The 26,815-nt window shown below is 34.7% G+C and carries 28 protein-coding genes; 26 read left to right on the top strand and 2 right to left on the bottom strand.

All coding sequences use genetic code 11. From position 1 onward, the window contains the following. Window positions 1-68: 68 nt before the first annotated feature. Window positions 69-1,373 (bottom strand): peptidoglycan-binding protein, encoded by a 1,305-nt coding sequence (locus ACLTBU_RS01800; RefSeq protein WP_412217209.1) that lies wholly within the window; start codon window positions 1,371-1,373, stop codon window positions 69-71. Window positions 1,374-1,474: 101 nt separating this feature from the next. After that, a complete protein-coding gene (locus tag ACLTBU_RS01795) occupies window positions 1,475-2,341 on the bottom strand; it encodes an aldose 1-epimerase family protein (protein ID WP_412217208.1) in 867 nt (288 codons plus the stop codon). Window positions 2,342-2,459: 118 nt separating this feature from the next. Between ACLTBU_RS01795 and ACLTBU_RS01790 the strand changes: the two genes are divergently transcribed. The 26 genes from ACLTBU_RS01790 to ACLTBU_RS01665 all read left to right on the top strand — a co-directional run bounded on the left by ACLTBU_RS01790 (window position 2,460) and on the right by ACLTBU_RS01665 (window position 26,805). Continuing rightward, window positions 2,460-5,258 (top strand): insulinase family protein, encoded by a 2,799-nt coding sequence (locus tag ACLTBU_RS01790; protein WP_412217207.1) that lies wholly within the window; start codon window positions 2,460-2,462, stop codon window positions 5,256-5,258. A 106-nt stretch (window positions 5,259-5,364) separates the two neighbouring features. Beyond that, a complete protein-coding gene (locus ACLTBU_RS01785; RefSeq protein WP_177669406.1) occupies window positions 5,365-6,369 on the top strand; it encodes a metal ABC transporter substrate-binding protein in 1,005 nt (334 codons plus the stop codon). Then, entirely contained in the window at window positions 6,366-7,103 is a 738-nt protein-coding gene (locus tag ACLTBU_RS01780) for a metal ABC transporter ATP-binding protein (protein ID WP_320650639.1), read from the top strand. Before ACLTBU_RS01785 ends, ACLTBU_RS01780 begins: the two co-directional genes overlap by 4 nt. Beyond that, a complete protein-coding gene (locus ACLTBU_RS01775; protein WP_337529787.1) occupies window positions 7,100-7,942 on the top strand; it encodes a metal ABC transporter permease in 843 nt (280 codons plus the stop codon). The genes ACLTBU_RS01780 and ACLTBU_RS01775 overlap by 4 nt, the downstream gene beginning before the upstream one ends. A gap of 94 nt (window positions 7,943-8,036) precedes the next feature. Then, window positions 8,037-8,729, top strand: a complete 693-nt coding sequence (locus tag ACLTBU_RS01770) for an iron-sulfur cluster assembly scaffold protein (protein WP_177669412.1) — start codon at window positions 8,037-8,039, stop codon at window positions 8,727-8,729. Window positions 8,730-8,746: 17 nt separating this feature from the next. Beyond that, on the top strand, window positions 8,747-9,748 hold the full coding sequence (locus ACLTBU_RS01765) for a GGGtGRT protein (RefSeq protein WP_177669413.1): 1,002 nt from the start codon (window positions 8,747-8,749) through the stop codon (window positions 9,746-9,748). Between the two features lie 302 nt (window positions 9,749-10,050). Continuing rightward, on the top strand, window positions 10,051-11,244 hold the full coding sequence (locus tag ACLTBU_RS01760; RefSeq protein WP_412217204.1) for a type II secretion system F family protein: 1,194 nt from the start codon (window positions 10,051-10,053) through the stop codon (window positions 11,242-11,244). 53 nt (window positions 11,245-11,297) lie between these two features. After that, window positions 11,298-12,989, top strand: a complete 1,692-nt coding sequence (locus ACLTBU_RS01755) for a GspE/PulE family protein (protein WP_412217202.1) — start codon at window positions 11,298-11,300, stop codon at window positions 12,987-12,989. Between the two features lie 102 nt (window positions 12,990-13,091). Continuing rightward, window positions 13,092-13,553, top strand: a complete 462-nt coding sequence (locus ACLTBU_RS01750) for a type II secretion system protein (RefSeq protein WP_412217201.1) — start codon at window positions 13,092-13,094, stop codon at window positions 13,551-13,553. Between the two features lie 8 nt (window positions 13,554-13,561). Further along, the gene (locus tag ACLTBU_RS01745) at window positions 13,562-14,227 is read left to right on the top strand and encodes a prepilin peptidase (RefSeq protein ID WP_412217199.1); all 666 of its coding nucleotides are present in this window, start codon (window positions 13,562-13,564) and stop codon (window positions 14,225-14,227) included. Window positions 14,228-15,037: 810 nt separating this feature from the next. Beyond that, a complete protein-coding gene (locus ACLTBU_RS01740; protein ID WP_320650641.1) occupies window positions 15,038-15,631 on the top strand; it encodes a PilW family protein in 594 nt (197 codons plus the stop codon). 11 nt (window positions 15,632-15,642) lie between these two features. Continuing rightward, window positions 15,643-16,548, top strand: coding sequence for a pilus assembly protein PilM (gene pilM / locus ACLTBU_RS01735; protein WP_412217197.1), 906 nt, complete (start codon window positions 15,643-15,645; stop codon window positions 16,546-16,548). Continuing rightward, entirely contained in the window at window positions 16,523-17,050 is a 528-nt protein-coding gene (locus tag ACLTBU_RS01730; RefSeq protein ID WP_412217196.1) for a hypothetical protein, read from the top strand. The genes pilM and ACLTBU_RS01730 overlap by 26 nt, the downstream gene beginning before the upstream one ends. Window positions 17,051-17,061: 11 nt before the next feature. Next, window positions 17,062-17,628: a hypothetical protein gene (locus ACLTBU_RS01725; RefSeq protein ID WP_177669429.1), complete on the top strand. Its 567-nt coding sequence runs from the start codon at window positions 17,062-17,064 to the stop codon at window positions 17,626-17,628. Continuing rightward, entirely contained in the window at window positions 17,603-18,502 is a 900-nt protein-coding gene (locus ACLTBU_RS01720) for a hypothetical protein (RefSeq protein WP_320650643.1), read from the top strand. The genes ACLTBU_RS01725 and ACLTBU_RS01720 overlap by 26 nt, the downstream gene beginning before the upstream one ends. A 127-nt stretch (window positions 18,503-18,629) precedes the next feature. After that, window positions 18,630-19,481, top strand: coding sequence for a hypothetical protein (locus ACLTBU_RS01715; protein WP_177669432.1), 852 nt, complete (start codon window positions 18,630-18,632; stop codon window positions 19,479-19,481). A gap of 162 nt (window positions 19,482-19,643) precedes the next feature. Then, window positions 19,644-20,465: a hypothetical protein gene (locus ACLTBU_RS01710; RefSeq protein ID WP_412217193.1), complete on the top strand. Its 822-nt coding sequence runs from the start codon at window positions 19,644-19,646 to the stop codon at window positions 20,463-20,465. Between the two features lie 20 nt (window positions 20,466-20,485). Beyond that, window positions 20,486-20,986 (top strand): YqeG family HAD IIIA-type phosphatase, encoded by a 501-nt coding sequence (locus tag ACLTBU_RS01705; protein WP_249331336.1) that lies wholly within the window; start codon window positions 20,486-20,488, stop codon window positions 20,984-20,986. Then, window positions 20,967-21,830: a shikimate dehydrogenase gene (aroE, locus tag ACLTBU_RS01700; RefSeq protein ID WP_249331337.1), complete on the top strand. Its 864-nt coding sequence runs from the start codon at window positions 20,967-20,969 to the stop codon at window positions 21,828-21,830. The genes ACLTBU_RS01705 and aroE overlap by 20 nt, the downstream gene beginning before the upstream one ends. Window positions 21,831-21,896: 66 nt before the next feature. Then, complete coding sequence (locus tag ACLTBU_RS01695; RefSeq protein ID WP_177669439.1) at window positions 21,897-22,352, top strand: type II secretion system protein; 456 nt, start codon at window positions 21,897-21,899, stop codon at window positions 22,350-22,352. A 17-nt stretch (window positions 22,353-22,369) separates the two neighbouring features. Further along, complete coding sequence (locus tag ACLTBU_RS01690; RefSeq protein WP_177669440.1) at window positions 22,370-22,867, top strand: shikimate kinase; 498 nt, start codon at window positions 22,370-22,372, stop codon at window positions 22,865-22,867. 19 nt (window positions 22,868-22,886) lie between these two features. Continuing rightward, window positions 22,887-23,339, top strand: a complete 453-nt coding sequence (gene aroQ / locus ACLTBU_RS01685) for a type II 3-dehydroquinate dehydratase (RefSeq protein WP_412217192.1) — start codon at window positions 22,887-22,889, stop codon at window positions 23,337-23,339. A gap of 157 nt (window positions 23,340-23,496) precedes the next feature. Then, window positions 23,497-24,582: a M24 family metallopeptidase gene (locus tag ACLTBU_RS01680; protein ID WP_412217190.1), complete on the top strand. Its 1,086-nt coding sequence runs from the start codon at window positions 23,497-23,499 to the stop codon at window positions 24,580-24,582. 73 nt (window positions 24,583-24,655) lie between these two features. Further along, window positions 24,656-25,213 carry an elongation factor P gene (gene efp, locus ACLTBU_RS01675; RefSeq protein WP_177669444.1) on the top strand — a complete coding sequence of 186 codons (558 nt, stop codon included), beginning with the start codon at window positions 24,656-24,658 and terminating at the stop codon, window positions 25,211-25,213. Window positions 25,214-25,348: 135 nt separating this feature from the next. After that, window positions 25,349-26,293: a stage III sporulation protein AA gene (gene spoIIIAA, locus ACLTBU_RS01670; protein ID WP_412217188.1), complete on the top strand. Its 945-nt coding sequence runs from the start codon at window positions 25,349-25,351 to the stop codon at window positions 26,291-26,293. Continuing rightward, complete coding sequence (locus ACLTBU_RS01665) at window positions 26,287-26,805, top strand: hypothetical protein (RefSeq protein ID WP_412217187.1); 519 nt, start codon at window positions 26,287-26,289, stop codon at window positions 26,803-26,805. The genes spoIIIAA and ACLTBU_RS01665 overlap by 7 nt, the downstream gene beginning before the upstream one ends. The last annotated feature ends 10 nt before the right edge of the window (window positions 26,806-26,815 follow it).

Below are 26,815 nucleotides of genomic sequence, written 5' to 3'. Positions count from 1 at the left end.
AGGATAGATCAACTTAATTTTTAGAGTAAAAAACAACAAGCACTAAACTTGTTGTTTTTTTTGTTTGTTTAAGGCATGAGCTCAGCAATACGTGATACAGCTACATAGATTTCAGAGATTTTATACCAAGTATCTCTGCCTACGACGCCGTCTGGTGTAAGATGGAAAATATTTTGAAAAGTTCTAACAGATTCTTGAGTAGCCTCGTCAAAACTGCCTGAGGTACGTACTTTTGGAATAAGTGGATAATTATTAGAAATACGGTTAAGCTGCTCTTGAATAGTACGTACAGCAGGGCCACTATCACCAAGGCGAAGTGGTGTGCCAGGATAGGACTCAGGGACACCAGCTACAACAGGTGCATTAGGGAAGGTAAGATCTTCACCATAATAGAATCTAAGAATCTCATCATAGGAGCGTCCCTCATCTCCTAAAGCCTTACTTCCCCACTGTGTCATCCAATTTGGACAAGATACTTTAGCACCATCACAGTATTGAGTAAGAAGTGGTTGTTCTACGCCAGGACGTTTACAGTAGATATCAAAAATCTGGTCAACTTGCTCGGAGATCGTATCAAAAATATCCCTACCAAAGAAGAAGGCATGATCGAAGGCTGTAGAGTTGGTGATTGTAAAGTTCTTGCCTTTGTTACGGTACCATTCGGTATAGACACGATTAAGTGTAAAAGAAATAATCGCTATAACATTGGCGCGAATAGTTTCTGTAGGCCATGTAGGATAAATTTCAGAAGAGGCAACATTTTTAATATAATCTCTATAAGTTACGGTATAATTAGAGGCGCTATTGTTATTAGGAGAACCCGCGTGAACAATAATAAATTCTGGAACTACAACTTCAGGAAGTACAATAAAACCTGGAGTAGCAGTATTTTTGATAGAGGTTTCAGGAATTTTAGGGGGATAATCTCCATACAAAGTAGGTGGACCAATAATAATATTTTCTTCTACGTCTTGTCTTGAGGCCACAACGGGTATAGGTGCTTCACTGGGAGTAAGCCGAATGGGCTGAATAGAGCGAATAGTAGAAAAAATTTGGGTACCATTAATTTGTGTAGGAATAACATTCTCACCCTGTGCCTCAATAATGTAAGGTGAAAAAGGGGTTTCAGTTGTTTGGGGTTCCTCAGTTAATTCACTAGGTGGTGCTGGAAGCTGAATAACAGGAGTTTGCCCGTTTGCATTGGTAACAAGCTGTGCAACGATACGCTCACCAGTAGCTTGACGTTCTTTAACAGTAATTTGTATGCCAGGTAAGGGCCTAAGTGGGCCAATAGCAGGGTCAGTTGTAGTTTCTACAATAAGTGAACCAGTAGATTGACGGGAAAGAACAGGGGGATAAATAGGTGGATACATTATATACCTCCTTTAAAATAAATGATTACTACCTATAATATATGCCCTGCCTTAGAGTAGCTATGAATAAACAAGAAAATAAGGACTACTAAAAGTAGTCCTTATTTAATCGTAATAGTATGAGTACATGTAAAGCTTTCATGTGGCATAAGACGGTTAAGGTCTGTTTTCGTCATAAAGTTAGGTGCTTCATCTTCATAATCTGCATGACCATACCATGGCTCAATACATACAAATGGGGATGGACTAGCAGGTGACCATATACCTAAAAATGGGAAGTTTTCAAAGCCAACTTCTACAGCTTTATTATGGTTTTTGCTAGAAAGGGTAACTGATTTACTTGTAAAGTCTGCAAATACAAGGGCATCTTTAGCAAAAAGCTCAGGGCTTATAGTAAGAGGTCTTGTAACCATAGTACTTTCTGTGCGGGTGAAGTAACCTGCTGGTGTAAGTGGCATAAAGCGTACTTCTTCTTCTTTTTCAAAAGTAAGGGTATAGTCTTCCATTTTTTCATCTTCAAAAAGAGGACATCTAAAGCCTGGATGTGCACCAATTTTGAATGCCATTTCTTTATCATCTTCATTAATGACTTCATAGCCAATAGCAAGTGTATTTTCTACTAAGCTATAAGTTACTTTTAGAGTAAAATTAAAAGGGTAAAGGCTTCTAGTTTCTTCGTTGCTATGTAGGATAAAGGTAATACTTGTTTCAGCTTGATGTGCAACTTCAAAAGTATAGTCGCGTGCAAAACCATGTTGACCAAGATTAAAAGTTTCATCTTCTACAGTATAACTATTGCCTGTTACTTTTCCAACAAGAGGAAAGAGAATAGGTGTATGTCTGCCCCAATAAGCTTTATCAGCAGTCCAAATATATTGCACTTGATCTTGGTCTAGAAGCTCACAAAGTTCTGCTCCCTCATCTTTGATGATGGCAGTTAAATAATCATTTTGTATACGAAAATTCATTTTCTCACATCCTTAAAAAGTCTTCATAAGCATTATAGTATAGATTAAACAGATTCGCTACACATAAATGAGAAGAGAATGCATAAGCTATGTCCATAGATTAAAAGGAGATGGCGCCATGCAAAAGAGAAAATTAAATATTTTATTGGGGTTAATAGGACTTATTTTTTTCATCTACTTCTTGCCTGTAGGAGCAAAATCTACAGCTTTTGTAGAAACGAGTAAGAGAAACTGTGGTCAGGATATATTGCATGAGTATAGGCATAAGGATACGGGACTTAGATTAGTATGGGTAGAGAATGAAGATCCTAATATGAGTTTTACCTTAGGTGTCAAAACGCCTACTACAGATAATACGGGGGTAAATCATATTATTGAACATACCCTTTTTACAGGTTCTAAGTCTTATCCGTCTTCTACACTTTTTTTTGATGCAAGTAGTAAATATCCTAATTTATTTATGAATGCTATGACGAGTTCAGATATGACCATGTTTCCTTTTGCAACCTCACATAAAGCTTGTTTTAAAACACTAATGTCTATTTATCTAGATAGTATCTTAAATCCTAAAATGCTTGAGAATCCCTATAGTTTTTATGAAGAATCTTTCCATTATAATCCTACTACCAATCAATATGGAGGCGTGGTATATAATGAAATGAAGGGTGCAAGTACTGATTCAGGTAGACAGATTTTTAGAGCTATTAGACAAAGTTTATATGAAGGAACTCATTATGAGCATGATAGTGGTGGTGATCCAGCATTTATTCCAGAGTTAACATATGAAAATTTTGTAGAGACTTATAAAAACTTTTATTATCCTGGGAATATGATGATTGTACTTTATGGAGACTTAAATATAGGAGAAGTATTAGAAGAGATAGATGAGAGTTTTAAATCTTTTGTCTTAACGGATAAAGTGATTGATGTTAATGTAATGCCTACTCTAGATGTGCCTAAGAAAATATGTTATTTTAACAGTCAAGGAAGCAGTGGGTATCTGATTAAAAGTTTTGTGATTGAAAGAGATTTAACAAGTAAAGAAATGTTAGAGATGGATCTATGGGTAAGTAGTTATCTCGTAGATGAACAGTCCTATTTCATGAAGACCATGAAAGCCAGAGGTGTTCCAAAAGTTCAAATTGTAAAAGATAATGATTTAAAATATCCATCCTACTCTATTGTCATGCTGGATATACCTCAAGCACATATGGAAGAGTATGAACAAATATTAGAAGAGACTTTAGAGGGAGTTTGTAAAGCTCCTAAAAATCTTGAAATAGAAAAAGATATTATTGCAAAAAATAAACTGATTGCGTGCAGGGAAGATGAATCCACTATCAGAGGTATAGAGATTTCACAAACTTTTTTAGATGCATGGGCACATGATAAATCTAGTGATTACTACTTTACAGATAGAGCGTATATTAATGAAATAGAAACTATTTCAGATAGTTATAAAACAGAAATTTTAGAAAGCCCCACAATGACCATCTATTTGCTTCCTAAATCCATAGATGTGGCAGGACTTAAGACACCTTCTCAAGAAGAAAAGGAAGATTGGCAGGAACTTATTGGTAAAATAGGAACTTGGCAGCAAGAGACTAAGCACTTACCATTACCGGATATATCCCTTAAATCATTAATGGTAGAAGAAGTGCTTCCTTATAAGATTTATGAGAAAGAGCACATTAAATATATTGTAACGGAAAGTAACGGAGCTTTAAAACGTACAACGCTTTATTTACCTACAGATTCTGTGCCGCAAGAAGAGTTACCTGCTTTGTTTTTATACAGTGAATTTTTAGGGAAGGCGGCTAGTGAAAGAACACCTTTTGAAGAAGTGATGGATATTGATGTGATGGCAGTGGAAAGGGAAAAACTTTGCCCTTATTTGAAGATAAGTGTCATTAGCAATCAAGATCAAGATATTATGAAAACCTTTAATGAGGTGAATGAAGCACTTTTAGAGAAAGATGCAGTGTGGTATGAGGCGCAACTTCAAGGTTTTATGAACCGTTTTAAAGAGCAGTTTTCTAGTGATGTGTTAGGTACACTTAAATGGCTTAATACTTCTAGTCAAAGCGGATATAAACGTTATTTGTTTGAAACCCACTATCCTCTTTATACCTATTGTGCATACATGAAGAATAGTCATTCAACAGCTTATATAGAGGCTATTAAAGAGATTGCTGGTAAAACAAAACCTGTAGAAGGCAGTGTAATAGGTATACAGGGGGATAAGAGCTTTAATCAAGAACAGCTTAAAAAATATGAGAACTATTTTAAAGCCAATCCTGTAGAAAAAAATGTAGAAATGGAATATAGTTTCATAAAATCGGCGAACCTTAACATATATTATAAAAATACACCTGTAGATTATTTACTCTTTAGCTACGATAAAGGGCAGGATCAATTAGATGGCAAAGATTATGTGATGGCTTCTTACATTACGAATCAATATTTACGTCCACATATCCGCCTAGAGCAAGGCGCTTATGGTAGTACCATGATTGCAAGCTATCCTAACAATCTTATTCTTTACACCTATCGTGATCCAGATATTCTAGCTTCTATTAAGCATATTACAGTTTTATCCTCTGTGTTAAGGAAAGAGCTAGATGAAGAAGCGCTAAATATAGCACGTATTGATGCCCTTTCTCAGGTTCAGAATCAACTTAATTTTATTGGTAATCCTTTAGAAAAAGGAATTCAAATTGAAAAAATGATTTTATTAGGGATAAAGCCAGAAAAGCTTTTAAAACTGCAAAAAGAAATTGTAAAATGTAATTTAAAAGATTTAGATGAAAAATTAAGTTTATTACCTTACCTTTTTGATAGTGGTCAAATGAGTGTTTGTACAGGTAGAAGTCATATTAAGAGCACCAAGGAAGCTAACATCTATAGAGTGAAGTAAAGCATAAAAAGTTCAGAGTTTTTACATTCTGAACTTTTTATATTGATTTTTATTCTCAATTAACTATAATAAGATTAAGTACGATACGAAAGGAGTAGTTTAAGAGATGAAGAAAAAAAACGTTATAATAACAATATGTATACTTATATACATACTTTTTATTGGTTATAAATATCAGGTAAGACATGGGAATGTTGTAGAAGATTCAGGCGAATCGCTAACCGTCGTTACATCCTTTTATCCTATGTATATGCATACAAAAGAAATTATGAAAAACACGCCTCATACACTTGTGAATATGGCGAGTCAGACAGTAGGATGTCTTCATGATTATCAGCTTACAGTACAAGATGCTAAAAAATTATATGATGCAGATGTACTGGTGACGAATGGCCTTGGCAGTGAGAATTTTATTGAAAAGGCCTATAAACAAAATCAAGATTTGAAAATTATAGAGGCGAGTCATGAGATTGAACAAAAGCTCCTAGCAGGTGAAGATGTACATACATCGGAGGAAGATTTACATGAGGAAGAAGCACATAGTCATCATAATCATGACCATGACCATGGCACAGTGAATGACCACATATGGTTAAGTATAGAAGGATCTATTATGCAGATTGAAGAAATTACTAAAGAACTTATGGCCATTGACCCTGCTTATGCCAAAGTTTATCAAGAGAATGCTACAGCTTATATGAATGCCTTAAGAGAACTAGAGCAGACTGTTAAAGAGGATTTTAAGGGAGAGGGGGAAAACTTAAAAGTAGTTAGCGTACATGACGCATTTACTTACATGCTAGAGGATTTAGGTATAGATGTGGTAGAGACTATTCCAGAAGGCAGTTATGAAAATGCTTCAGCTAAACAAATTGAACATTTAGTGGAGCATATGCAAGAAGAAAATGTACAGGTGATCGTGACAGAGGCTAAAAATCAGGATTTAGCCATACTAAAAATGCTTCAAAACGAAATGCCTTGTCAAATCTATGTAATAGATGCACTTGTAAATGGACAGGAGTCAGGTATACAAAGTAGTATAGAAGAGTTTGAATACGTAGTACGTATGAAAAAAAATATAGAGATATTGAAAGAGGCGTTTAATGAATGAATGAGTGTAAATTTTGCTGTACAGAACTTAGAGATGTAACAGTTTGCAAAGAAGGTATGACTTTATTGGACCATATTAATCTTCATCTGCATTGTAATGAGATTACGGCTATTGTAGGACCTAACGGCGCGGGTAAAACAACACTTTTTAGGACTTTGCTTGGTGAGATGCATTATACAGGAGAGATTAAACAGCACATCCATAAGAATGAGAAAAAAACACATGGACCTATTATTGGGTATGTGCCACAGCATCTGAACTTTGACCGCACGACACCTCTTACAACTTTAGATTTATTTACTGCCTGTATGCAGAAAAGACCTATATGGGCTAAAATGAATACATCTTTTAGAGAAGAAGTACTTAAAGCTTTAAAAGAAGTGAAGTTAGATTATGCTATTGACCGTAAAATAGGTTTACTTTCAGGTGGAGAGCTACAACGTGTACTTTTAGCCCTTGCCCTTCAGCCAAAGCCAGATTTGCTTCTCTTAGATGAACCTATTTCTGGAGTAGATGTGAATGGTCAGAAGCTCTTTTATGAGACAGTACATGATTTAAAATCTAAATATCATATGGCTATTGTACTGATTACTCACGAAATTGAAGCTTTAGAACACATTTGTGATCAAGCGGTGCTGCTGAATAAAAAGGTGTTAGCTATTGGGAAGCCTGAAGAAGTAAGAGAAGAAGCAGTTAATCAGAAACAACTTTATGTAGGAGGCCGTATAAGATGACAGAAATTCTTTATAATCTTATAGATTTTTTATTTCCCTTTGACTTCTTAAGTATGGAGTTTATGAAAAATGCTTTTTTAGGGATTTTGATTGCAGCACCAATGCTAGGATTACTGAGTACAATGGTTGTTAATCAAAAAATGGCTTTTTTCTCAGATGCTATAGGGCATAGTGCTTTAACAGGAATAGGTATTGGCGTTTTATTAGGTTTTTCTAGTCATACTTTATCCATGCTTATTTTAGCAGTTATACTAGGTATGCTTATTGCTTACTTTAGTTATAAGCATCAAGAAACAACAGATACGATTATCGGTATTTTTTCTGCTGGAACAGTAGCATTAGGTACTATGTTGCTTTCAAGAAATGGTAACTTCAATCAGTATACACATTATCTCATAGGAGATTTATTAAGTATTCAGCTTGAAGATTTAAGGATACTTATTTTAGTAAGTATAGTGGTTCTTGTATTTTGGTATTTTATTTTTAATGATTTGGTTCTTACAAGTCTGAATGTATCTTTAGCTAATAGCAGAGCTATTCATACCCTTAGACTTCAAATGTTTTTTACTTGTATTGTAGCAGTTGTAGTTGTTTTATGTATTCCTTGGATCGGTGTCATGCTCATTAATGCTTTTCTTATTTTACCAGGGGCTATCAGCCGCAATGTAGCACGTAATATGAGACAGTATCATCTTTATTCTATCTTTTTCGCGCTTTTCAGTGGACTTGTAGGCCTATGGCTTGCCTATGTATTAGGAACCTCCGCAGGTGCAACCATTGTAGTTGTTATGACTATTTGCTATATTGCGACCTCTCTTGTAAAAAGACTAACATATTGACATCTTTCTTATACGATTATACAATAGGGATGGTTGTTAAAAATTTGATTTAAAGCAAGTCTTTAAATCGTTTGAGTAGAAAGGAGTCATAGCGATGATGTACTCACATGAAGTAGAACAAATGTGTCCTCTTGCAAAAGGACCTAATCACGGACCAGCTCCAATTCCACAAGAAGGAAGATGGGTTCAGTCTAAAGAAGTTACAGATATTAGTGGTCTTACACACGGTGTAGGCTGGTGTGCTCCACAACAAGGTGCATGTAAATTAACATTAAACGTTAAAAACGGTATCATTGAAGAAGCATTAGTTGAAACTATTGGTTGTTCAGGTATGACACACTCTGCAGCGATGGCAGCAGAAATCTTAACTGGTAAAACAATCTTAGAAGCATTAAATACTGACTTAGTATGTGATGCAATCAATACAGCAATGAGAGAATTATTCCTTCAAATCGTATACGGAAGAACTCAAACAGCTTTCTCTGAAGGTGGTCTTCCAATCGGTGCTGGTCTTGAAGACTTAGGAAAAGGACTTCGTAGCCAAGTTGGTACAATGTACGCAACAACAGCTAAAGGACCAAGATACCTTGAAATGGCTGAAGGTTATGTAACAAAAATCGGTGTTGATGAAAACAACGAAATCATCGGTTACCAATTCATCCACTTTGGTAAAATGATGGATATGATCAAAAAAGGTATGGAACCAGCAGAAGCAATGCAAAAAGCTACAGGTCAATACGGAAGATTCGATGACGCAGCTCGTCAAATCGACCCAAGACACGAGTAAGAAGGAGGTGCAGTAATATGCCATTATTTGAATCTTATGATAGAAGAATTAACCAAATCAATGCTGTATTAAACCAATACGGTATTAAAGACTTAGATGAAGCAAAAGCTATTTGTGATGAAAAAGGTGTAGATGCTTACAACCTTGTAAAAGAAATCCAACCAATCGCTTTCGAAAATGCATGTTGGGCTTACGTAGTAGGTGCAGCTATCGCAATTAAAAAAGGTTGTACTTTAGCAGCTGACGCAGCTGAAGCAATCGGTGAAGGTCTTCAAGCTTTCTGTATCCCAGGTTCAGTAGCTGATGATCGTAAAGTAGGTCTTGGTCATGGTAACTTAGGAGCTATGCTTCTTAGAGAAGAAACTAAATGTTTCGCATTCTTAGCAGGTCACGAATCTTTCGCTGCTGCAGAAGGTGCTATTGGTATCGCTCGTTCAGCAAACAAAGTTCGTAGCGAAGATTTAAGAGTTATCTTAAATGGTCTTGGAAAAGATGCTGCTCATATTATTTCTCGTATTAACGGATTTACATATGTTCAAACACAATTCGACTACGCTACAGGTAAAGTAAGTATCGTTAAAGAAACAGCTTACTCAACTGGTGAAAGAGCTAAAGTACGTTGCTATGGTTCTGACGATGTTCGTGAAGGTGTTGCAATCATGCACTTAGAAGGTGTAGACGTATCTATCACAGGTAACTCTACTAACCCAACACGTTTCCAACATCCAGTAGCTGGAACATATAAAAAAGAATGTATTGAACAAGGTAAAAAATACTTCTCAGTAGCTTCAGGCGGTGGTACAGGACGTACACTTCACCCAGATAACATGGGCGCAGGTCCTGCTTCATACGGTATGACAGATACAATGGGAAGAATGCACTCAGATGCACAATTTGCAGGTTCTTCTTCAGTACCAGCTCACGTAGAGATGATGGGACTTATCGGTATGGGTAACAACCCAATGGTAGGTGCTACAGTAGCAGTAGCTGTTGCAATCCAAGAAGCAATGCAAAAATAAGAATTGTATTAAATCTAAAAAAACATGTGAGATTCACATGAAATAGAGATAGTACACATATAGTATACAAAAGAGAGGTAGTACCCTTAAGGTATTACCTCTCTTTTGTATACTAGGTAAGGGATATTAGGAGAGCATTATAATACATAAACTGAAAAATACCGCTGATAAATTTAAGATCAGTGGTATTTTTACTTAATGATAAAAATTATTTTTATTTTTATGAATGATTTGAATAATATTGTTAGAATTATGTAATAATTAAATTAAATATGAATTTTAAGAGAAGAGAAGGGAGAAAAGTGAAGCTATTCACATATAAGGCAAAAGATAGTAAGGGGAATATGTATAAGGGGAGTCTGCAGGCAGAAGACAGCGAAGCCTTTTTTAATTACTTGCAACAAAAACAAATTTATTGTCTTTCTTACCGAGAAACTAATCATAAAACATTTATAAAAGAATATAGGATTTCTGTAAAACAATTAACGATATTCTGTAGACAGTTAGCTATTATGCTAGGATCAGATATACCATTAATTAAGTGCATATATATTTTGTATCAGCAGGAAAAAGAGTTTAAATTTAAAAACATTTTACAAAATGTATATGAAGATCTGCAAAAAGGAATTGAATTTTCTCGGAGTTTAAAACTTCAAAAAAGGGCATTTCCTAATTTACTAATTAGTATGATTAGGTGTGGAGAAGAAAGTGGTACATTAGACTTAATACTAGAAAGAATGGCTAAACATTATGAGAGTGAGAATAAGCTTCAAAATAAGGTGAAAAATGCTATGGCTTATCCGATTATTTTAGGAGTTATCTCTTTTTTAGTAATATTAATACTACTGCTTTTAGTAGTGCCTACTTTTGTAGAGATGTTTGCAGATTATGGGGAATTACCTTTTAGTACACAGCTACTCATGGCTATAAGCAATGGAATAGAAAATTACTGGGGCGTTATCCTTTTAATCAATGTCATTTTACTAGGAACTTTTAGTCTACTTTTTAAAATGAAAAGTTTTAAGCAATGGATTGATCAAATGAAGTTAACTCTGCCTATTATAGGGAGGTTAAATATCATTATACTAAGTGCTAGATTTGCAGAGACAACTGCTACACTTTATGCATCAGGAATGTCCTTAATCAGTATTTTAGATACTGTACAAGGGATTATGAATAATATGTATATTCATAGTAAGTTAAATCATGTAAAACAAGAGGTAACTAAAGGTGTTGCTTTATCGAATGCCATAAGGCAAGTAGATGTTTTTCCACTTATGCTATCGAGTGTGATTTTGATAGGAGAAGAGTCTGGAAGTTTAGAAAAGGCGCTTTATAAGGCAGCTGCTTTTTATCATGAGGAGGCAGAGTCTGCAGTACAGAAGATGGTTACTCTATTAGAACCTAGTATGATTATGATTCTAGGGATTATAGTGGCTACTATTATAAGTGCTATTTTACCACCAATGTATGAAATGATGGGGAGTATTGGATAATAGCAGATTAAAAACTATATAAGGAATTTGCAGTAATGATTAAGGAGTAGAGAATGAATCAAGATTTGAGGATAGAGGAAATACTTGTAGCAGATAAACTTATTACAAGAAATCAATTAGAAGAAGCCATAAAGTTACAGCAAAAGTTTGATTTGAATAGACCTATAAAAGATTGGCTTGTTAGTCTTGATTATGTTACTGATAAAGAGATTACTCAGTCTTTAGCAAGATATTTTAGAATACCATATAAGAGTCTAAAAAGGTGTCCCATAGATCAAGAGGTTATTAACTTACTAGATGAAAAAGTCGTTAGGAAATATGAGGTAGTACCTATTGAAAGAAATGCACATATACTCACTGTAGGCATGACTAATCCTCTTAATCTTTATGCCCTTGAAGAGATTCGCTTATTAACACATTTAGAAGTTAAGGCAGTAATGTGTACAAAGGCAGATATTGAGGATGTTATAAAATATTATTATAGTGGCAGACAAGCTTTTATGGCAGTGGAACAACTAAAACAGGAGAGTAGCATAAATAAACTTCCTAAAGTAGATGTATATAATAAGACTGACGAAGAAATTAAGAATGCCCCTATTATTAAAGTAGTTAATGGCATTGTTGAGCAAGGCTTGAAATTAGGAGCAAGTGATATTCATATTGAACCAGGAAGAGAGCAGACGCGTGTACGTATGCGTATAGATGGAGTACTTTATGAAAAGATAACTATTCATAAAAGTTCTCACAGTGACCTTATAACTCGAATTAAAATTATGGCAAATATAAATATTGCAGAAAAAAGAATTCCTCAAGATGGACGTTTTGAATTCATAAAAAATGGAGAAAAGGTCGATGTACGTGTATCTGTACTTCCTACCATACATGGTGAAAAAGCTGTTCTAAGAATTTTGAATGTACAAGATAACACAATAACTACAATAGATCAGTTAGGATTATCTGTGTCTGATAAAAAGCTTTTTAATCAAATTATACAAAGTCCTAATGGCATTATTTTAGTAACAGGCCCTACAGGTAGTGGAAAATCTACAACGCTATATACTGTTTTAAGTGAGCGTAATCAAGGTGTAGATAATATTATTACACTCGAAGATCCAGTAGAAAAAGAAATAGTGGGTATTAATCAGGTGCAAATTAATCCTAAAGCAGGTCTTACCTTTGCTAGTGGTTTGCGTTCTGTTTTAAGGCAAGACCCAGATGTCATTATGTTAGGGGAAATTCGTGATGCAGAGACAGCTGCTATTGCTACACGTGCAGCTATTACAGGGCATTTAGTATTTAGTACACTTCATACAAACGATGCAGCAAGTACAATTGTTCGTTTAATAGATATGGGTGTTGAACCTTATATGGTTTCAGCTTCTCTTATGGGAGTTATTGCACAAAGGCTTGTTAGAAAAATATGTCCCTATTGTAAAACAGCCTACATGAGTACAGTAGAAGAAATGAAAAAATTAAATTTAGTAGAGCCCAAAAGACTCTACAGAGCAGAGGGGTGCCAAACTTGTGGTTTTACAGGTTATAAAGGTAGGACAGCTCTATATGAAATTATTCATGTGAATAGTCATGTGAAACAAATGATTAATGAAGGTAAAAAAGTTGAGCAAATAAGAGAATATGCAAGAACGCAGGGAACGACTTTGTTACATGATAATATGAAACAACTGGTATTAGAAGGAAGTACAACTATGGAGGAATTGATGAAAATTTCATATAGTATGGATTAAGTATAAGGGGAGGATGTAAAGCAAGAATCTTACTATAGGTATGTAGCCATAGTTAGAATAAATAAGCATTTACTATTTTAATAAAAAAGAGAGGTACAATGAATGAAAAAAAATGTAAAAAAGCAAGAGCAGAACGAGAAGGGATTTACTTTGGTTGAAATGATTGTTGTTATTGCAATTATTGGTATACTGGTTGCTATGATGGCACCATCGTTAGTAGGCTATATCAATAAAGCAAAGATATCTAATAACCGTGTTGCAGCTGCAACGATAGGTAGGGCAGCCACAGCTATGTATGCAGAAAATCCTACATTTTTTACTGAAATTAAAGATGAAGGATTTAGAAGTGATGGCTTAGAGGAGATGTTAGAAGGACTAAAAGGTGCCTATGCTGTATGGCAAGATGTTTCATCAAAGCAAATAAAAGCTATATATGCACCTGATGAAGCAGACCTACCAGATAGTATAAAAGGATGGACTGGTAAGAGTACTGAAACATTAGGAATGTATCCAGAAGAGAGTGAAAGTACAGGCAAAGATGAGAATACACCGAAAGTAGAATAAGTATAAAAATGAATGGAATAATGGGCATTTTTATTTGGATTATAGGATTCATTATAGGGAGTTTGGTAGGTGTATATATGCCAAATGATGAAAGTACCTCTTTTAAACTTTATCAATATACCTTTCTCAATGGACTTCTTGCGTGTGCTTATGTGTATAGTTTTTGGTGTTTTGGATGGAGTATAGAAGTTGTATTAAGTTATGTTTTTATAACGGTGGTATTTATTTTAACTTTAATGGATTGGAAATACATGATTTTACCGACATGTATTATTGTAGTGGGTAGTATTGTGGCCATTGTTGGAAAAGGTGCCTTAGCGTATTTGCATCAAGATTGGAGCATTCTCATTCGGAGTCTATTAGGTGGAATGGTAGGTTATGGTGTCGTAGCCTTAGTGTTTTATCTATGTTTATGGATTTTGAAGAAAGAAGGTATGGGGTATGGAGATGTAAGATATCTAGGGATGATTGGACTCTTTACATCTCCAAGTTTAGTATTCTTAACACTTTTAATTGGTTCCGTAGTAGGTTCTATTTATGGTTTCGTGCTGTATAGACGTAACAAAGAAAGTTTGGAATTTTGTTTTGGGCCTTTTTTAAGTATTGGGGCACTCATTAGTCTCTTTTATGGAGAAAGTCTAATTAGCTGGTATATGAATTTATGGATGGTATAAAATAAAATTTTAAGTAGATTTTAAGGGTTTCCTATAAATCTACTTTTTTAATGTGGAAGAAGAGATTTGAAAAATACTATAGGCTTTTTAAACCTAATTTCATTTTTACTTTTATCTAATTTGATAGAATTTAAAAATTTTTAAAATTTTACTAGCATTTAGAGTTTATAAGGTGTATATATAAGGTATAAGGTTAAGTGTTACTTAAAAATAAATATAAAAGTGTAGATAGACGAGCCCATTCTAGATCAGCTCATCTATCTATGCCACTAGAAATCTATTTTGATATTTTAGTCCCCCTTCTAAAAGACAAAGTGGATTTCTGGGTACCGCAGGCTTGGTGGTGGCAGCTGAGTTCCATGCGGCATATATATTCTTTGATAAACCTTTTTAAGCCACATTTAATAACTATAAATTGCAAGCCTCAAGGTAAGCTTAAGGTAATCCTAAGACTAGGCTAGCTGACTCAGGACACTTGCAGTGATACATGCAGTATGCATCCCTTTCACTTAGAGAATACTGACCATGCAGCCAAAGCGAAGTAAGCCCTGATGTCGCACCTGATGGTTAGCTCTAAATGGTTAATAAATGCTGTTTAAGCCTTTTAATCAAAGAATTGCCACATTATAAAAAGCCATCCTAAGTTATGCTCTTATTTTAAGGGGGAGAGTATACTTGGGGTGGCTTTTTGTGTTTTTAAGAAAAATATAAAAAAGTAGGAGTGCGAAAGTATATTTTGAAGTTATTTAGGTAATAGTTCTACAGTAGGAAAGGGGTGTAGGGTAAGATGTGAGAAGGAGCAAGATGCCAATGCAGGGTAAAAGAAAAGAGAAGGGTATGACGCTTTTAGAGGTAATGCTAACATTAGTATTAAGTAGCTTCTTTTTTTGTTGTGCACTACAGTTTATAGGAACGGGAACGAAGTTTTACATTAAGACGAAAGAGAAACAGGAGCTTAGACTTGCTATGAATCAAGTTATGCGTACCTTTGAAGAGCAATATGAGGAGGCTGCACATCTATGTATTTATATAGGGGAATCAGCAGATAACTTAAAATCATTGAGTAGCTGTAAATATGAAAAGCATAGTAAAAAGCCCATAATGGAAGGGGATTATACACATTACTTTTTATATTATATAGATTATTATATGCCTTACGAAATGTATAAAAAAAAGGAAAGTGTAACAACAAGAATTGAGTTAAAAGAAAATTCAAGCAAAAAACAAGAAAATGAAGAAAAACTGTTTAAAATTAGTTTTCAAAGGCAAACTTTAATTAATAATGATTTAAAAATAAAGTTGGATGTAAAAGATGACTATCTTATTTTAAATCTTACTGTATTTAATGAGACAGGTACCTATTTAGAAGATCAATTAAAGTTAGATTTGCGTTACAAGTTATAGAAGGAGGGTCTATGGGGTATTATATCGGTTTAGCATTAATGGGAGAAAAAATAAAGCTGATTAATGTTAGAAAAAAAGGCATACATTGTCATTTAGAAAGAAAGCTCTCAATAGATTTGGAGAAACCACTGCATTTAAATGGAGAATTTGAAGAGCATAATGATCTGAAAACTCAGTTAGAACAAATCCTCTGCCAGAAAAAATTTAAAGGCAATAAAATAGGGATTCTTTTACCTTCTTATGCTGTTATAAGACGTACGATCAAGGTGCCTTGTTTTATCAATCCACAAATTAAAGAGTATATTGAAACAAATAAGGCACAGTTTTTACCCCTAGCTGCAGATACATCTACTATAGATTATGAAATGTGTAGAATGCAGTTAGATAGGGTGTATCAAAGATATCAGATTAGAGGAATAGACCATACATTTCTAGTTCCGTTTACATTTTGGTTAGAGGATTTAGGGTTTCATACACTCATCATTACAACTTTAGGAGATACCTTACCTTATGTTATAAGAGATCTAAAAAGAGAAGGGCATTATTGTCTATTGTGCTCAGAAGAAGAGGTGTGGCATGTCATTTTCTATGAAGCTGACCAATGTGTTTATGAACATATAATAAGAAAAAATGTAGAAGGACAAAAGAATGAAGCATGGGAAATTTTTAAAGTGATTCAGTTTATGTATCCTTATGAAAATAGAGGAGAATTAAAAGAGCTGCTTTATCTTCAGGCAAATGATAAGTATGAGAGGGATATGAACAAAGAGGTTGTGGAAGAAGTTTGTAGTTTGTTAAATAAGAAGATTGAGGACATATTAAGCCCTAGTCCGTTAAACTATATCGGTTTAATAGGATTAATTCATCAAATGAGCGAGGGAGGAAAAAGGCATGAATCTCGTACCTATACCCTATAAGAAATACTATGTTAAGCAGCGAAATAAGAAGATAGCCTTTAGGTTATTACTAGCCATGAGCCTTATAAGCCTAGCTATGAGTCTTTCGATTACACTTAAAAGAGAACAGATTACGAAACAGTTAGGGATAATTAGTCAGTTCCTTAAACAAGGAAGCTATGAAAGTATGGTAGAGATGGAAGAACGTATACTGGAGCAGGAAAAGCATTTGAAGGACTTAGAGAATACTAACATAAAATTACAAAATGAGAAATTGCAGACACTAAGACATTTGGAGTACTTAAAATCAGCACATACAAATGCCCTACATATACAGGGATATGACTTAAATCAAGAAAATAAGACATTAGAGATGAAGGGATATACAGGTTATAGAGAAAATCTCTTAGACTATATAGATTGGATAAAAGAAATAACTCATTTCAAAGAGATAACATTTGATACCATAAGTAGTGATCAAAAAGAAGAGCTACTCTTTACTATTTGGATAGAGATAGACTAGGGGAGTGAAATATGTTGAGTAGTATAAGATGTCGTAAAGGATTAGTGACTGTTTATGGAATATTAGTAGGTATATATTTTGGGGGAATGTTTCCCTTTCAGTTAAGAGAGCTTATGGAGATTCAGAGACAGGCAGATATGCAGCAGAAATACTATGAGGACTATATGAGGCAGCAGAAGCATTATGAAGAGACCATAGCCTATGAAGCTGTACTGAATTTACAAATCAAAAGCTATGAAAAAGAGTTTTTAAGTTATGAGACAGATTATATAGGGACTGAAAGATTACGCACCTTTTTAAGTCGTTATCCTATTAAAAATCTACAAGTAACAAGGCAGAATAGTAGAGCTAAGGATGATGGAGTACTAACACTTAGGGAAGAAGTTTACCAGATTACTTATGAGAGTACTTTTTATGAATCTTACGAAATCGTTCAGAACTTACTCAGAGTAACGGGTGCTTCTAATTTACAAAAGATTTTAATGACTAACTTAGATCAGCCAATGGTTAAGTCAGATTTAACTTTTGTACTACGTTTAGAGGGAGATAAGGATGAAGGTAGGGACAAAAAAGTATAAAGGTTTTAGCTATTTAGAAGTTGTTGTAAGTCTAGGAATTATAATGAGTGTTATACAAATTTTTAGTATGGGTATGTATTATACTATAAGATCTTATCAAAAGTTGAAGGAGGCTGAAGAAGCTACTCTATATGGAAAAGAAGTACTGCAAACTATGCTTAGGTCTATACAAAAGGGAGAGTATATAACACCAGATATACTTAAGGATTATGTGGATAGCAGAGAAGAGCAAGTACAACGTTATGAATATCACTGTATTCTTATGGAAGACATTCCAGTGGGAACAACACTTACGTGGGAGCAGATTGAAAAGGGTGTACATTTTACATCGGGAGAGGTATTTGACTTAGAGATTTTTAAAAGATTGTATGATGAGGGAGCGCTAACACTTAGAAGAACAAGTAATAAAGCAGCTACACCTTCATATTATGAGGGAATTGCATTACAATCTACATCCCTTAGGCCAGTTATGATTACACAGGGTGAAGTAATAGAACAAGCAAGAGAGTTGATTGACTTAGAAGTAGCTTTAGGGGGAGATAAAGTGCATATAGAAGTTAATGCAAAAGTTCTAGATTTAAACGAAGTGCAACCCATTTTTATAATTTGGGAAGGGATAGACTACTTAGAGGGTAGAAATCTTGATATAGAGTGGATTAATCATACACCATGTAAGATTATTCTAGGTTTAGTAGGAGATGTAAAGGGATTGGATGGCATACGTTTTACAGTGGAAGAAGGAAGTCCACTACTAATGATTAAACTGCTAGAGGAAAAACCTGGTAAAGATTCACGTTATATATTAATGGAAGCCGTGACGAAACAAGAAAATGAGGAGCATAAGATACTTAAAACGTATGTAGTCATGCAGTAGAGAAGTATGGAGTGATAGAAGGAAAGGAACTACGAGGAGCATTTAGCAAAGAGAGGTCGTTAATAGAAGTCAGGTCATAGAAAAGATGCTAGAGGATAAAAAGAAGTGAGCAAAGGAGAGGGGTTGCATGAAGCAGAAAATAAAGAGAAGAAATGAGAAGGGCTATACCCTCTTCTATACACTTATAATTATGTCACTCATGCTTTCTTGGTCTGCTTATCTATTTACTAAGGTAGATCTTTATAAGATGTTAGTAGTGGGAAAAAAGTATGCAGCCAATACGTATTTAGCAGCCGAGACTATGGCAATTAATGAAGGAGAGCGTATTGCAGGGCGCTTTAATAAGTTGAGTGGTTATGAATTGATGCAGGAGGAAGAAGTTTTTAAGGTTTTATCTGAATGGCAAGAGGAGTACTGTGATTTGTATTATACAGCCAAGACTTGCATGGAAGTAACAAAGAGTTTATTTCATACGCAGTCCAAAGATGGGTATTTTTATCAAAGTAATCAGGTCAAGCCTAAATATATAATTCAAGGAGATCGAGAGAGTCAAGAGCTTGTGCTAGAAGTAGAAAGCCGGACGCATCCCTATAATATGCAAGATGTATCTAATCCTTTAAAAAAGGATTTAGTCAACCTAGAAAAGATTAAAAAGACATTGGGGACAATTGATAAAGGGATTAAAAGGTCAATTGAAGAAATGGAACCTATAAAAAAGCAGGAAATCTTAGAGGGATTAAAACCACAATTTAGTATTTTAGAAGAAGAGATGCTTACGAAGCCTTTATATGAAGTAGAGAGCATTGCAAGAATTAAAAGTGGTTTTAGTATTTTAAGTTCACAGACGGTTTATCTTACCTTAAAACTAAATAAGAAGGCAGCAAATTGTGAAAAGAAGGTAGAAAATGCGGTCTACTATTTTACATTACCTTATGAGCTTGAGGTAGGTTATTTAAAAGCTAAGAAAAATTCAAATTAGACGTTATAGGGGAGAAGGTTGGGCAAAATGTCTATATGTGAAGGAAAGTAGGGAGTTAGTCAAATGTTTAAGGGGTTTAATAAGAATTTTAATAGAGGTTTAAAAAGAATTATTATAATGGTTAGTATATCTTTAATACTTGTTGTATTTGGGGTTTTAAAGATGAGTGTATATGATACTAAAGCACAACAAGAAGAAGTATTAGGTCAACCTTTAGAACGAAGCTTAAGTGATGCAGGTGAATTATTGCAGCTTTACAAAAAACAAAAGAAATTGATAGAAAATGAAGCAGTTACGAGAACAGTAGGATTAGAAGCAGGTAGCGTAAGAGCTGTAGAACTTTACAGTATGAGACCAAGAGAAATAGATTTAGAGTATACCATAGAGGTGACAATGGAGGTACCTATATCAAATGGAGATAGAAAGTGTATCAAACAAAAATATGATATAGTCATGGATAAAAGTATACCTAGTAGTCTGGCTACCAATATGAAAAGTGCAGTAAAGACCAGTCCGTTTGTGAGTCATGCTACAGAGCAAGTGGCTTATACGGATGAAATCAGCGTAAAAGAGCAGAATAAAATTAAAGAAGTTTTATCTCTTTTATTAGCTAAGGACCAAGCGTTTTTTAAAAATTATGAACGGAGTTGGTTAAAAGGATATGAGCAATGGGTAAAATTCCTCACGCAGGCACCTGCTTTTTATAAGCAAATTAAAATAGATGAAAGGGCTTATAGGGAAAACTACAGCTTAAATTTATCACCTTATGGGTTAGAAGATGAAACGATTAGGTGGGATATGGATCAAATAAGTTTTCATATAGGCCCTGCTACGACTAAAGACTTCAAATACGTATGTGTAAATATTCCAGCAGAAGTATTGCGCGATTATCATAATAAGCTATACTATAATTACGAATATTTAGTGACATTAAATAAGGAGGCTGTTACAAGTATAAAGTTTATAAAGAAAGAGCCTCTTTAATAGAGAAAGGAAATGACAACATGTTGAGAAAGCTTTATCCTAAACTTTATTTAGGTTCTATTTTTGAACTGGACCTAGAAGCATTAAAAAAAGAAGGTATTAAAGGACTTATATTTGATATTGATAATACACTGGTACCTTATGATGTAGCAGAGCCAACAAAAGAGATTATTGAACTTTTTAATACACTTAGAAATGAAACATTTAAAATATGTTTGATGTCTAATAATGTAGAAGATAGAGTAATGCGCTTTAACCAAAATTTAAAGGTATTTGCTATCCATAAATCGGGTAAACCACGTATTAAAAGTTTTAAGCGTGCATTAGAGTTAATGGATTTAAGTAAAGAAGAAGTAGCTATTGTAGGTGATCAAATCTTTACAGATGTTTATGGAGGAAATAGAATGGGGGTTAAGACCATTTTGGTTCAGCCAGTAAGTGATAAGGACGAATGGATGACAAAGATTAAGAGGGGACTTGAGCAAAGGGTGATTAAACTTTATGAAAAACATGGCAAATAAGAGAGCAGTATGTGGTGTAATAGGTAATCCTATAGGGCATACTTTATCGCCACTTATTCATGATACATTAGCAGCACATATGGGACAAGCTTTAGACTATGTCCCGTTTTTAGTAGAATCAGCACATTTAGAGGAAGCGATTAAGGGAGCACGTGCTCTGAATATAAAGGGGTTAAATGTGACGATGCCTCATAAAAAAGAAGTTATGGAGTATGTAGAAGCATTAGATGAAATGGCTAAGAAGGTAGGGGCAGTCAATACACTTGTAAGTACCGAGACAGGCTATAAAGGCTATAACACAGATGCTATGGGGCTAAGAATGGCATTAGAATGTCACCATTTAGATTATGAAAATAAAAATGTAGCAATCATTGGAAGTGGAGGAGCAGCCTATGCCAGTGTAGTAAGTGTTATGGATAAGGCTAAGAGTGTTCATGTTTTTAACCGTACAAAGGCCAATGCACAGCTCCTTAAAGAGCATTTTGAAGAACAAGATTATAATAAGATAGAAGTATATAGTGAAGAAGAACTACCTAAAGTACCTATTGATTATGTGATTCAAACAACAGGAGTAGGTATGGGAAAATTAGAAAATCAAATACCAAAATGTACAGGCACCTTGCTTAAAACGGCTAAGATTGCTGTGGATTTAATTTATAATCCAGACGAGACATGCTTTCTTAAGGAAGCAAAAGAAAAGGGATGTTTAACACTTAATGGATTTGATATGTTATTTTATCAAGCGGTTTTAGCTTATGAGCTCATGCATCATTGCACACTGGAACGTACATCTTTAGAAAATATCAAGCGTGGCATTATAAATCAGCTAGAGCAAATGAAGTAAATTTGTTAGAGAAATTGATGAGATCATTCAATAAGATAGACAAATGAATTGATTAGGATGATAGCAATGAATAAAAAGGGTTTTACATTAATAGAGATGGTAACCGTTATAGCTATTATAAGTATTGTGAGTATGATATTTGCAGGAGGATATACTTATCAGACTAGGCAGGAGATGAAGCGATTTGCTGAGCAGATTGGAGAAACAATCCAAGTCATGCAGCAAAAAGCTTCCATAGAAAATGCAACATATGCTTTAAGTAAAGGTGTAGAAAAGGACAAGAACTACATGGAGGTTATAGGTAAACGAGCGCGTATTTTGCAATATGAAGTGCCGAGTCAGTTTAACGTAGAATTTAAAAGAGATTCTGTAGATGCTTCAAAAATAGAATTTGCACAAGATATGTCACCCTCTTATGCGGGAACCATTATCGTTAAGCATCGCTATTTACCTTATCAAATTAGAATAACTGTAAGACCTGTAACAGGACTTGTAACCATCTATCCGTTAGAAGAAATATAGAAAAGGATTAACTAAAGATGAATAACATTTATTTAATTGGGTTTATGGGGTGTGGCAAGAGCACCCTTGCCAAGAATTTAGCGGAAGCATTAAATATGCATTGTATGGATTTAGACCAGCTTATTGAAGCGAAGGCAGGGCAATCTATTCGTGAACTTTTTGATGAAAAAGGGGAGGAATATTTTAGAGACTTAGAGACCTACTATCTAAAAGAAACAAGTAACCTTAAAAATACTATTGTTTCTACAGGGGGTGGAGCTGTAGGGAGAGAAGTGAATAGACAGTTTCTAAAGGCGCAGATGACTTTTTATTTAGAATGGCCATTTGAAGTACTTTATAGCCGGATAGCAGGAGATGAAAAGAGACCACTCTCAAAAAGTTATGAGCAGTTATTAGAACTTTATCAATATAGACGTGCGCTTTATGAGGAAAGTGCAGTATATACTATAGGTTGTCAAGATGAGACGCCATATTTACTGGTAAAAAAAATCATAAAACTTTTACAGGAAAAATAAGAGAAAGGAAACAAAACAGATGAAGATTGCAGTAATTAATGGGCCTAATCTGAATTTTCTAGGCATACGTGAGCCACAAATTTACGGATATGAGACATTAAAAGACTTAGAGCATATGCTTAAGAATGAAAGTGAAAAATATAAAGCAGTAGAATTGGAATTTTTTCAGTCAAATAGTGAAGGAGCACTTATAGATTTTATGCAGCAATGCTATTATAATAAGGTAGATGGGATTATTATGAATCCTGGAGCACTTACCCACTATAGCTATGCCCTTGCAGATGCTATTAAAAGTGTATCTATTCCGGTAGTAGAAGTACATATTTCAAATATTCATGCAAGAGAAAGTTTTAGAAGTCATTCAGTAACAGCCGCTAATAGTATAGGTATTATTGGTGGATTTGGATTTGATGGTTATACTATGGCTTTGGCAGGGCTTGTAAAATATTTAAATCAAAAAAGTAAAGAATGAATAAGAGGAAGTTACTTAAAAGAAATAAAAAATTGAGAAGAAGCAATAAGGAAGTATAAAGAAAGAGATAACTCTAGGCAAGTACTGAGTATTGAAAAGGATAAAGAAGAGAAGACTTATAGCTAAATATTGAAAATAAAATAAAGGAGAGAGTAAGATGATAAATAAAAGAGTTCAAAAATTAAGAGAGCAAATGGAAGCTTTAAATCTAGATAGTATACTTATTTCAAATCGTTCAAATATACGTTATTTAAGTGGTTTTACAGGTTCAAGTGCACTTGTTTACATTACAAAGGATAAACAAATTTTGATTACAGATTTCCGTTATATTGAGCAGGCTACTATGCAATGCCCAGAATTTGAAATTGTAAATCAAACTACAAAGGGATTAATTGGAACAGCTATGGAAATTGCTGAAAGTCATAAGGATAAGCATATTGGTTTTGAAAGTGATCATACTAATTATAGTACCTACTTATCACTTAAGGAGCGTAGCTGCTTTAATTTTGTGCCAACAAAAGAAGTGGTAGAAAACCTTCGTCAAATCAAAGATGCAGCTGAAATTGAGAAATTAAGAGAAGCTGAAAGAATTGGTGATCTAGCCTTTTCACATATCATTCCTTTTATTACAATGGAGTATAAAAATGGTTTAACTGAAACAGATATTGCCCTTGAACTTGAACGATTTATGCGTATGCATGGTGCAAGTGGTAACTCATTTAATCCTATTGTAGCAGCAGGTAGCAAGTCTTCACTTTGCCATGCTGTACCAGGCAAAGAAACTCTACATGAAGGTGACTTTGTTGTAATGGACTTTGGTTGTATTTATGAAGGATACTGCTCCGATATGACACGTACTGTGGTGATTGGTCAGCCATCTGAAAAGCATCTTGGAATCTATAATACGGTTTTAGAGGCGCAAAAAGCAGCACTTGCAGCAATTAAGCCAGGTATGAAAGGTAAGGAAGTAGATGCTGTAGCAAGAAAAATCATTACAGATGCAGGTTACGGAGATTACTTTGGTCATGGCCTAGGACATAGTGTAGGTATTGATATCCATGAAAATCCAAGGTTTTCAATGGCTGAAGAACGTACTATAGAGCCAGGCATGGTACTTACTGTAGAACCAGGAATCTATCTTCCAGGTTTCGGTGGGGTACGTATTGAAGATATGGTCGTTGTAACAGAAGATGGCATAGAGAACCTTACACATTCTAAAAAAGAGCTTATCATTATAGAATGATGCAAAAAATCGTTGAAAAATCTAATAATCTAGTTTACACTATATTAGGAAAAACACATTAGGAGGAAAGCCCATGATTCAAGCAGGCGATTTTAGAAACGGCGTTACCATTGAATTTGAAGGTAACTTATATCAAATTATTGAATTCCAACATGTAAAACCAGGAAAAGGTGCAGCGTTCGTACGTTGTAAAATTAAAAACATAAAAACAGGCGGTGTGGTAGAAAAAACATTCCGTCCATCTGAAAAAGTACCAAAAGCTCATATCGACCGTAGAGATATGCAATACTTATACTCAGATGGTGAATTATATCACTTCATGGACGTAGATACTTATGACCAAATTGCTGTAAATGCAACTGCAATCGGTGATTCTTTAAAATTTGTTAAAGAAAACGAAATGGTTAAAGTTATTTCTCACCAAGGTAGTGTATTTGGTGTAGAACCACCAATCAACGTTGACCTTCAAATCACAGAAACTGAACCAGGTCTTAAAGGTGATACAGCACAAGGTGCTACAAAACCTGCAATCGTTGAAACAGGTGCAAGAGTAATGGTTCCATTATTCATCGAACAAGGTGAAATGATTCGTATTGATACACGTACTGGCGAATACATGGGTCGTGCATAAAACCTCATATTGAGCGTGAACTTAGGCATACAAGATTTTATATCTTGTATGCCTTTTTTTCTTGTTGTTTTTTAGTTCTACTGAGACAAGCTTAAGCATATAGTAAAGTATCAAATTATACAAAGGAGGAACTTTATGATAGAGAACAGTATTTTAGAGATTATGCCTATGAATCTCAAAAGTATGCTTCTTGAAATAAAAGATCCCATATGTAACAGTATTCAGGAAATGAGGGTAAGAGCTTATAAGCCTATCATCTTACTTGTAGAGGGAGAAGAATATGGGTTAAGTAATAAGGGGATTGATCAAGTGGGAGCAGGCTATGTGGCAACGCTTCAAGATGTACAAGCTATTTTAAAGTTTTTAAGTGGATATTCCTTATATGCTTTAGAAGATGAGCTAAGGCAAGGGTATGTCACCATTCAAGGCGGACATAGAGTAGGACTAGTAGGCAAGACTGTTATAGAGGAGCAGAAAGTTAAAACACTTAAATACATAAGTGGACTTAACATTAGGTTCTCACATGAAGTGCTTGGATGCAGTGATAAGGTACTGCCTTATCTGCTTTCACGGGATAAGGTCTATCATACACTTATCGTCTCACCACCTAAGTGTGGCAAGACCACTTTATTACGCGACCTTATCCGTAACCTAAGCAATGGTTTTAGTGGGTTTGGTCCCTATACAGTGGGAGTAGTAGATGAAAGGTCAGAAATAGCTGGCTGTTATATGGGTGTACCACAAAATAATATGGGCATGCGTACAGATGTACTGGATGCCTGCCCGAAAGTAGAAGGTATGCGCATGCTGCTTAGGGCTATGGCACCAGATATTATTGCAGTAGATGAAATTAGTAGTAAGGCAGATATGGAGGCTATAGAAGAAGTACTAGGAGCAGGTGTAACCCTCTTATGTAGTACACATGGGAAAGACCTGGAAGATTGTATGAAAAAGCCAGTACTAAGTAGCATGCTTGAAAAGGGTTTGTTTGAAAAAATCGTTGTGCTTTCTAGTAGAAGAGGCCCATGTACCATTGAAGCCATAGAAGACGTCAGAAAAAGCAGGGTGAAAGTATGTTAAAAATCTTAGGTATTTTAATGGTTTTTACAGGTTGTAGTTTAACAGGGATTATGATTGACCTTAACTATAGAAAAAGAGTTAAGGAACTAGAAGAATTGATTTATGCATTGGAATGCTTAAAGGGCGAAATCAGCTATAGATTATCTCCCTTGCAAGAAGCGAGCGCTATCATAGGGCAGCAGATGAGATATGGTATAGGAGAGATTTTTACCACTTTTGCAGGGCATCTTAATGAAAAGACCATTGATGATGTGTATACCTTATGGCAAAAATCTTTAACATCAACGGCTTATAGCCTGCATCTTAATGAAGATGACTATAACAAACTAGATGAGTTCGGTAGGGGATTAGGGTATTTGGATAAGCATATGCAAGAAGTTAATATTGAACTCTATTTGAGCAAATTTAAAAACATCTTGGACAAGGCACTTAAAGAGCAGGAGAAATCAAGCAAACTTAGAACAGGGATGGGCATTCTAATTGGTGCCTGTATCAGTATACTGATTATTTAGGAGGAGAGAA

It is taken from the genome of Zhenhengia sp. (assembly GCF_046966505.1).
GTDB lineage: Bacteria > Bacillota > Clostridia > Lachnospirales > Cellulosilyticaceae > Zhenhengia > Zhenhengia yiwuensis.
This window is presented reverse-complemented; position numbering and strand designations above follow the sequence as displayed.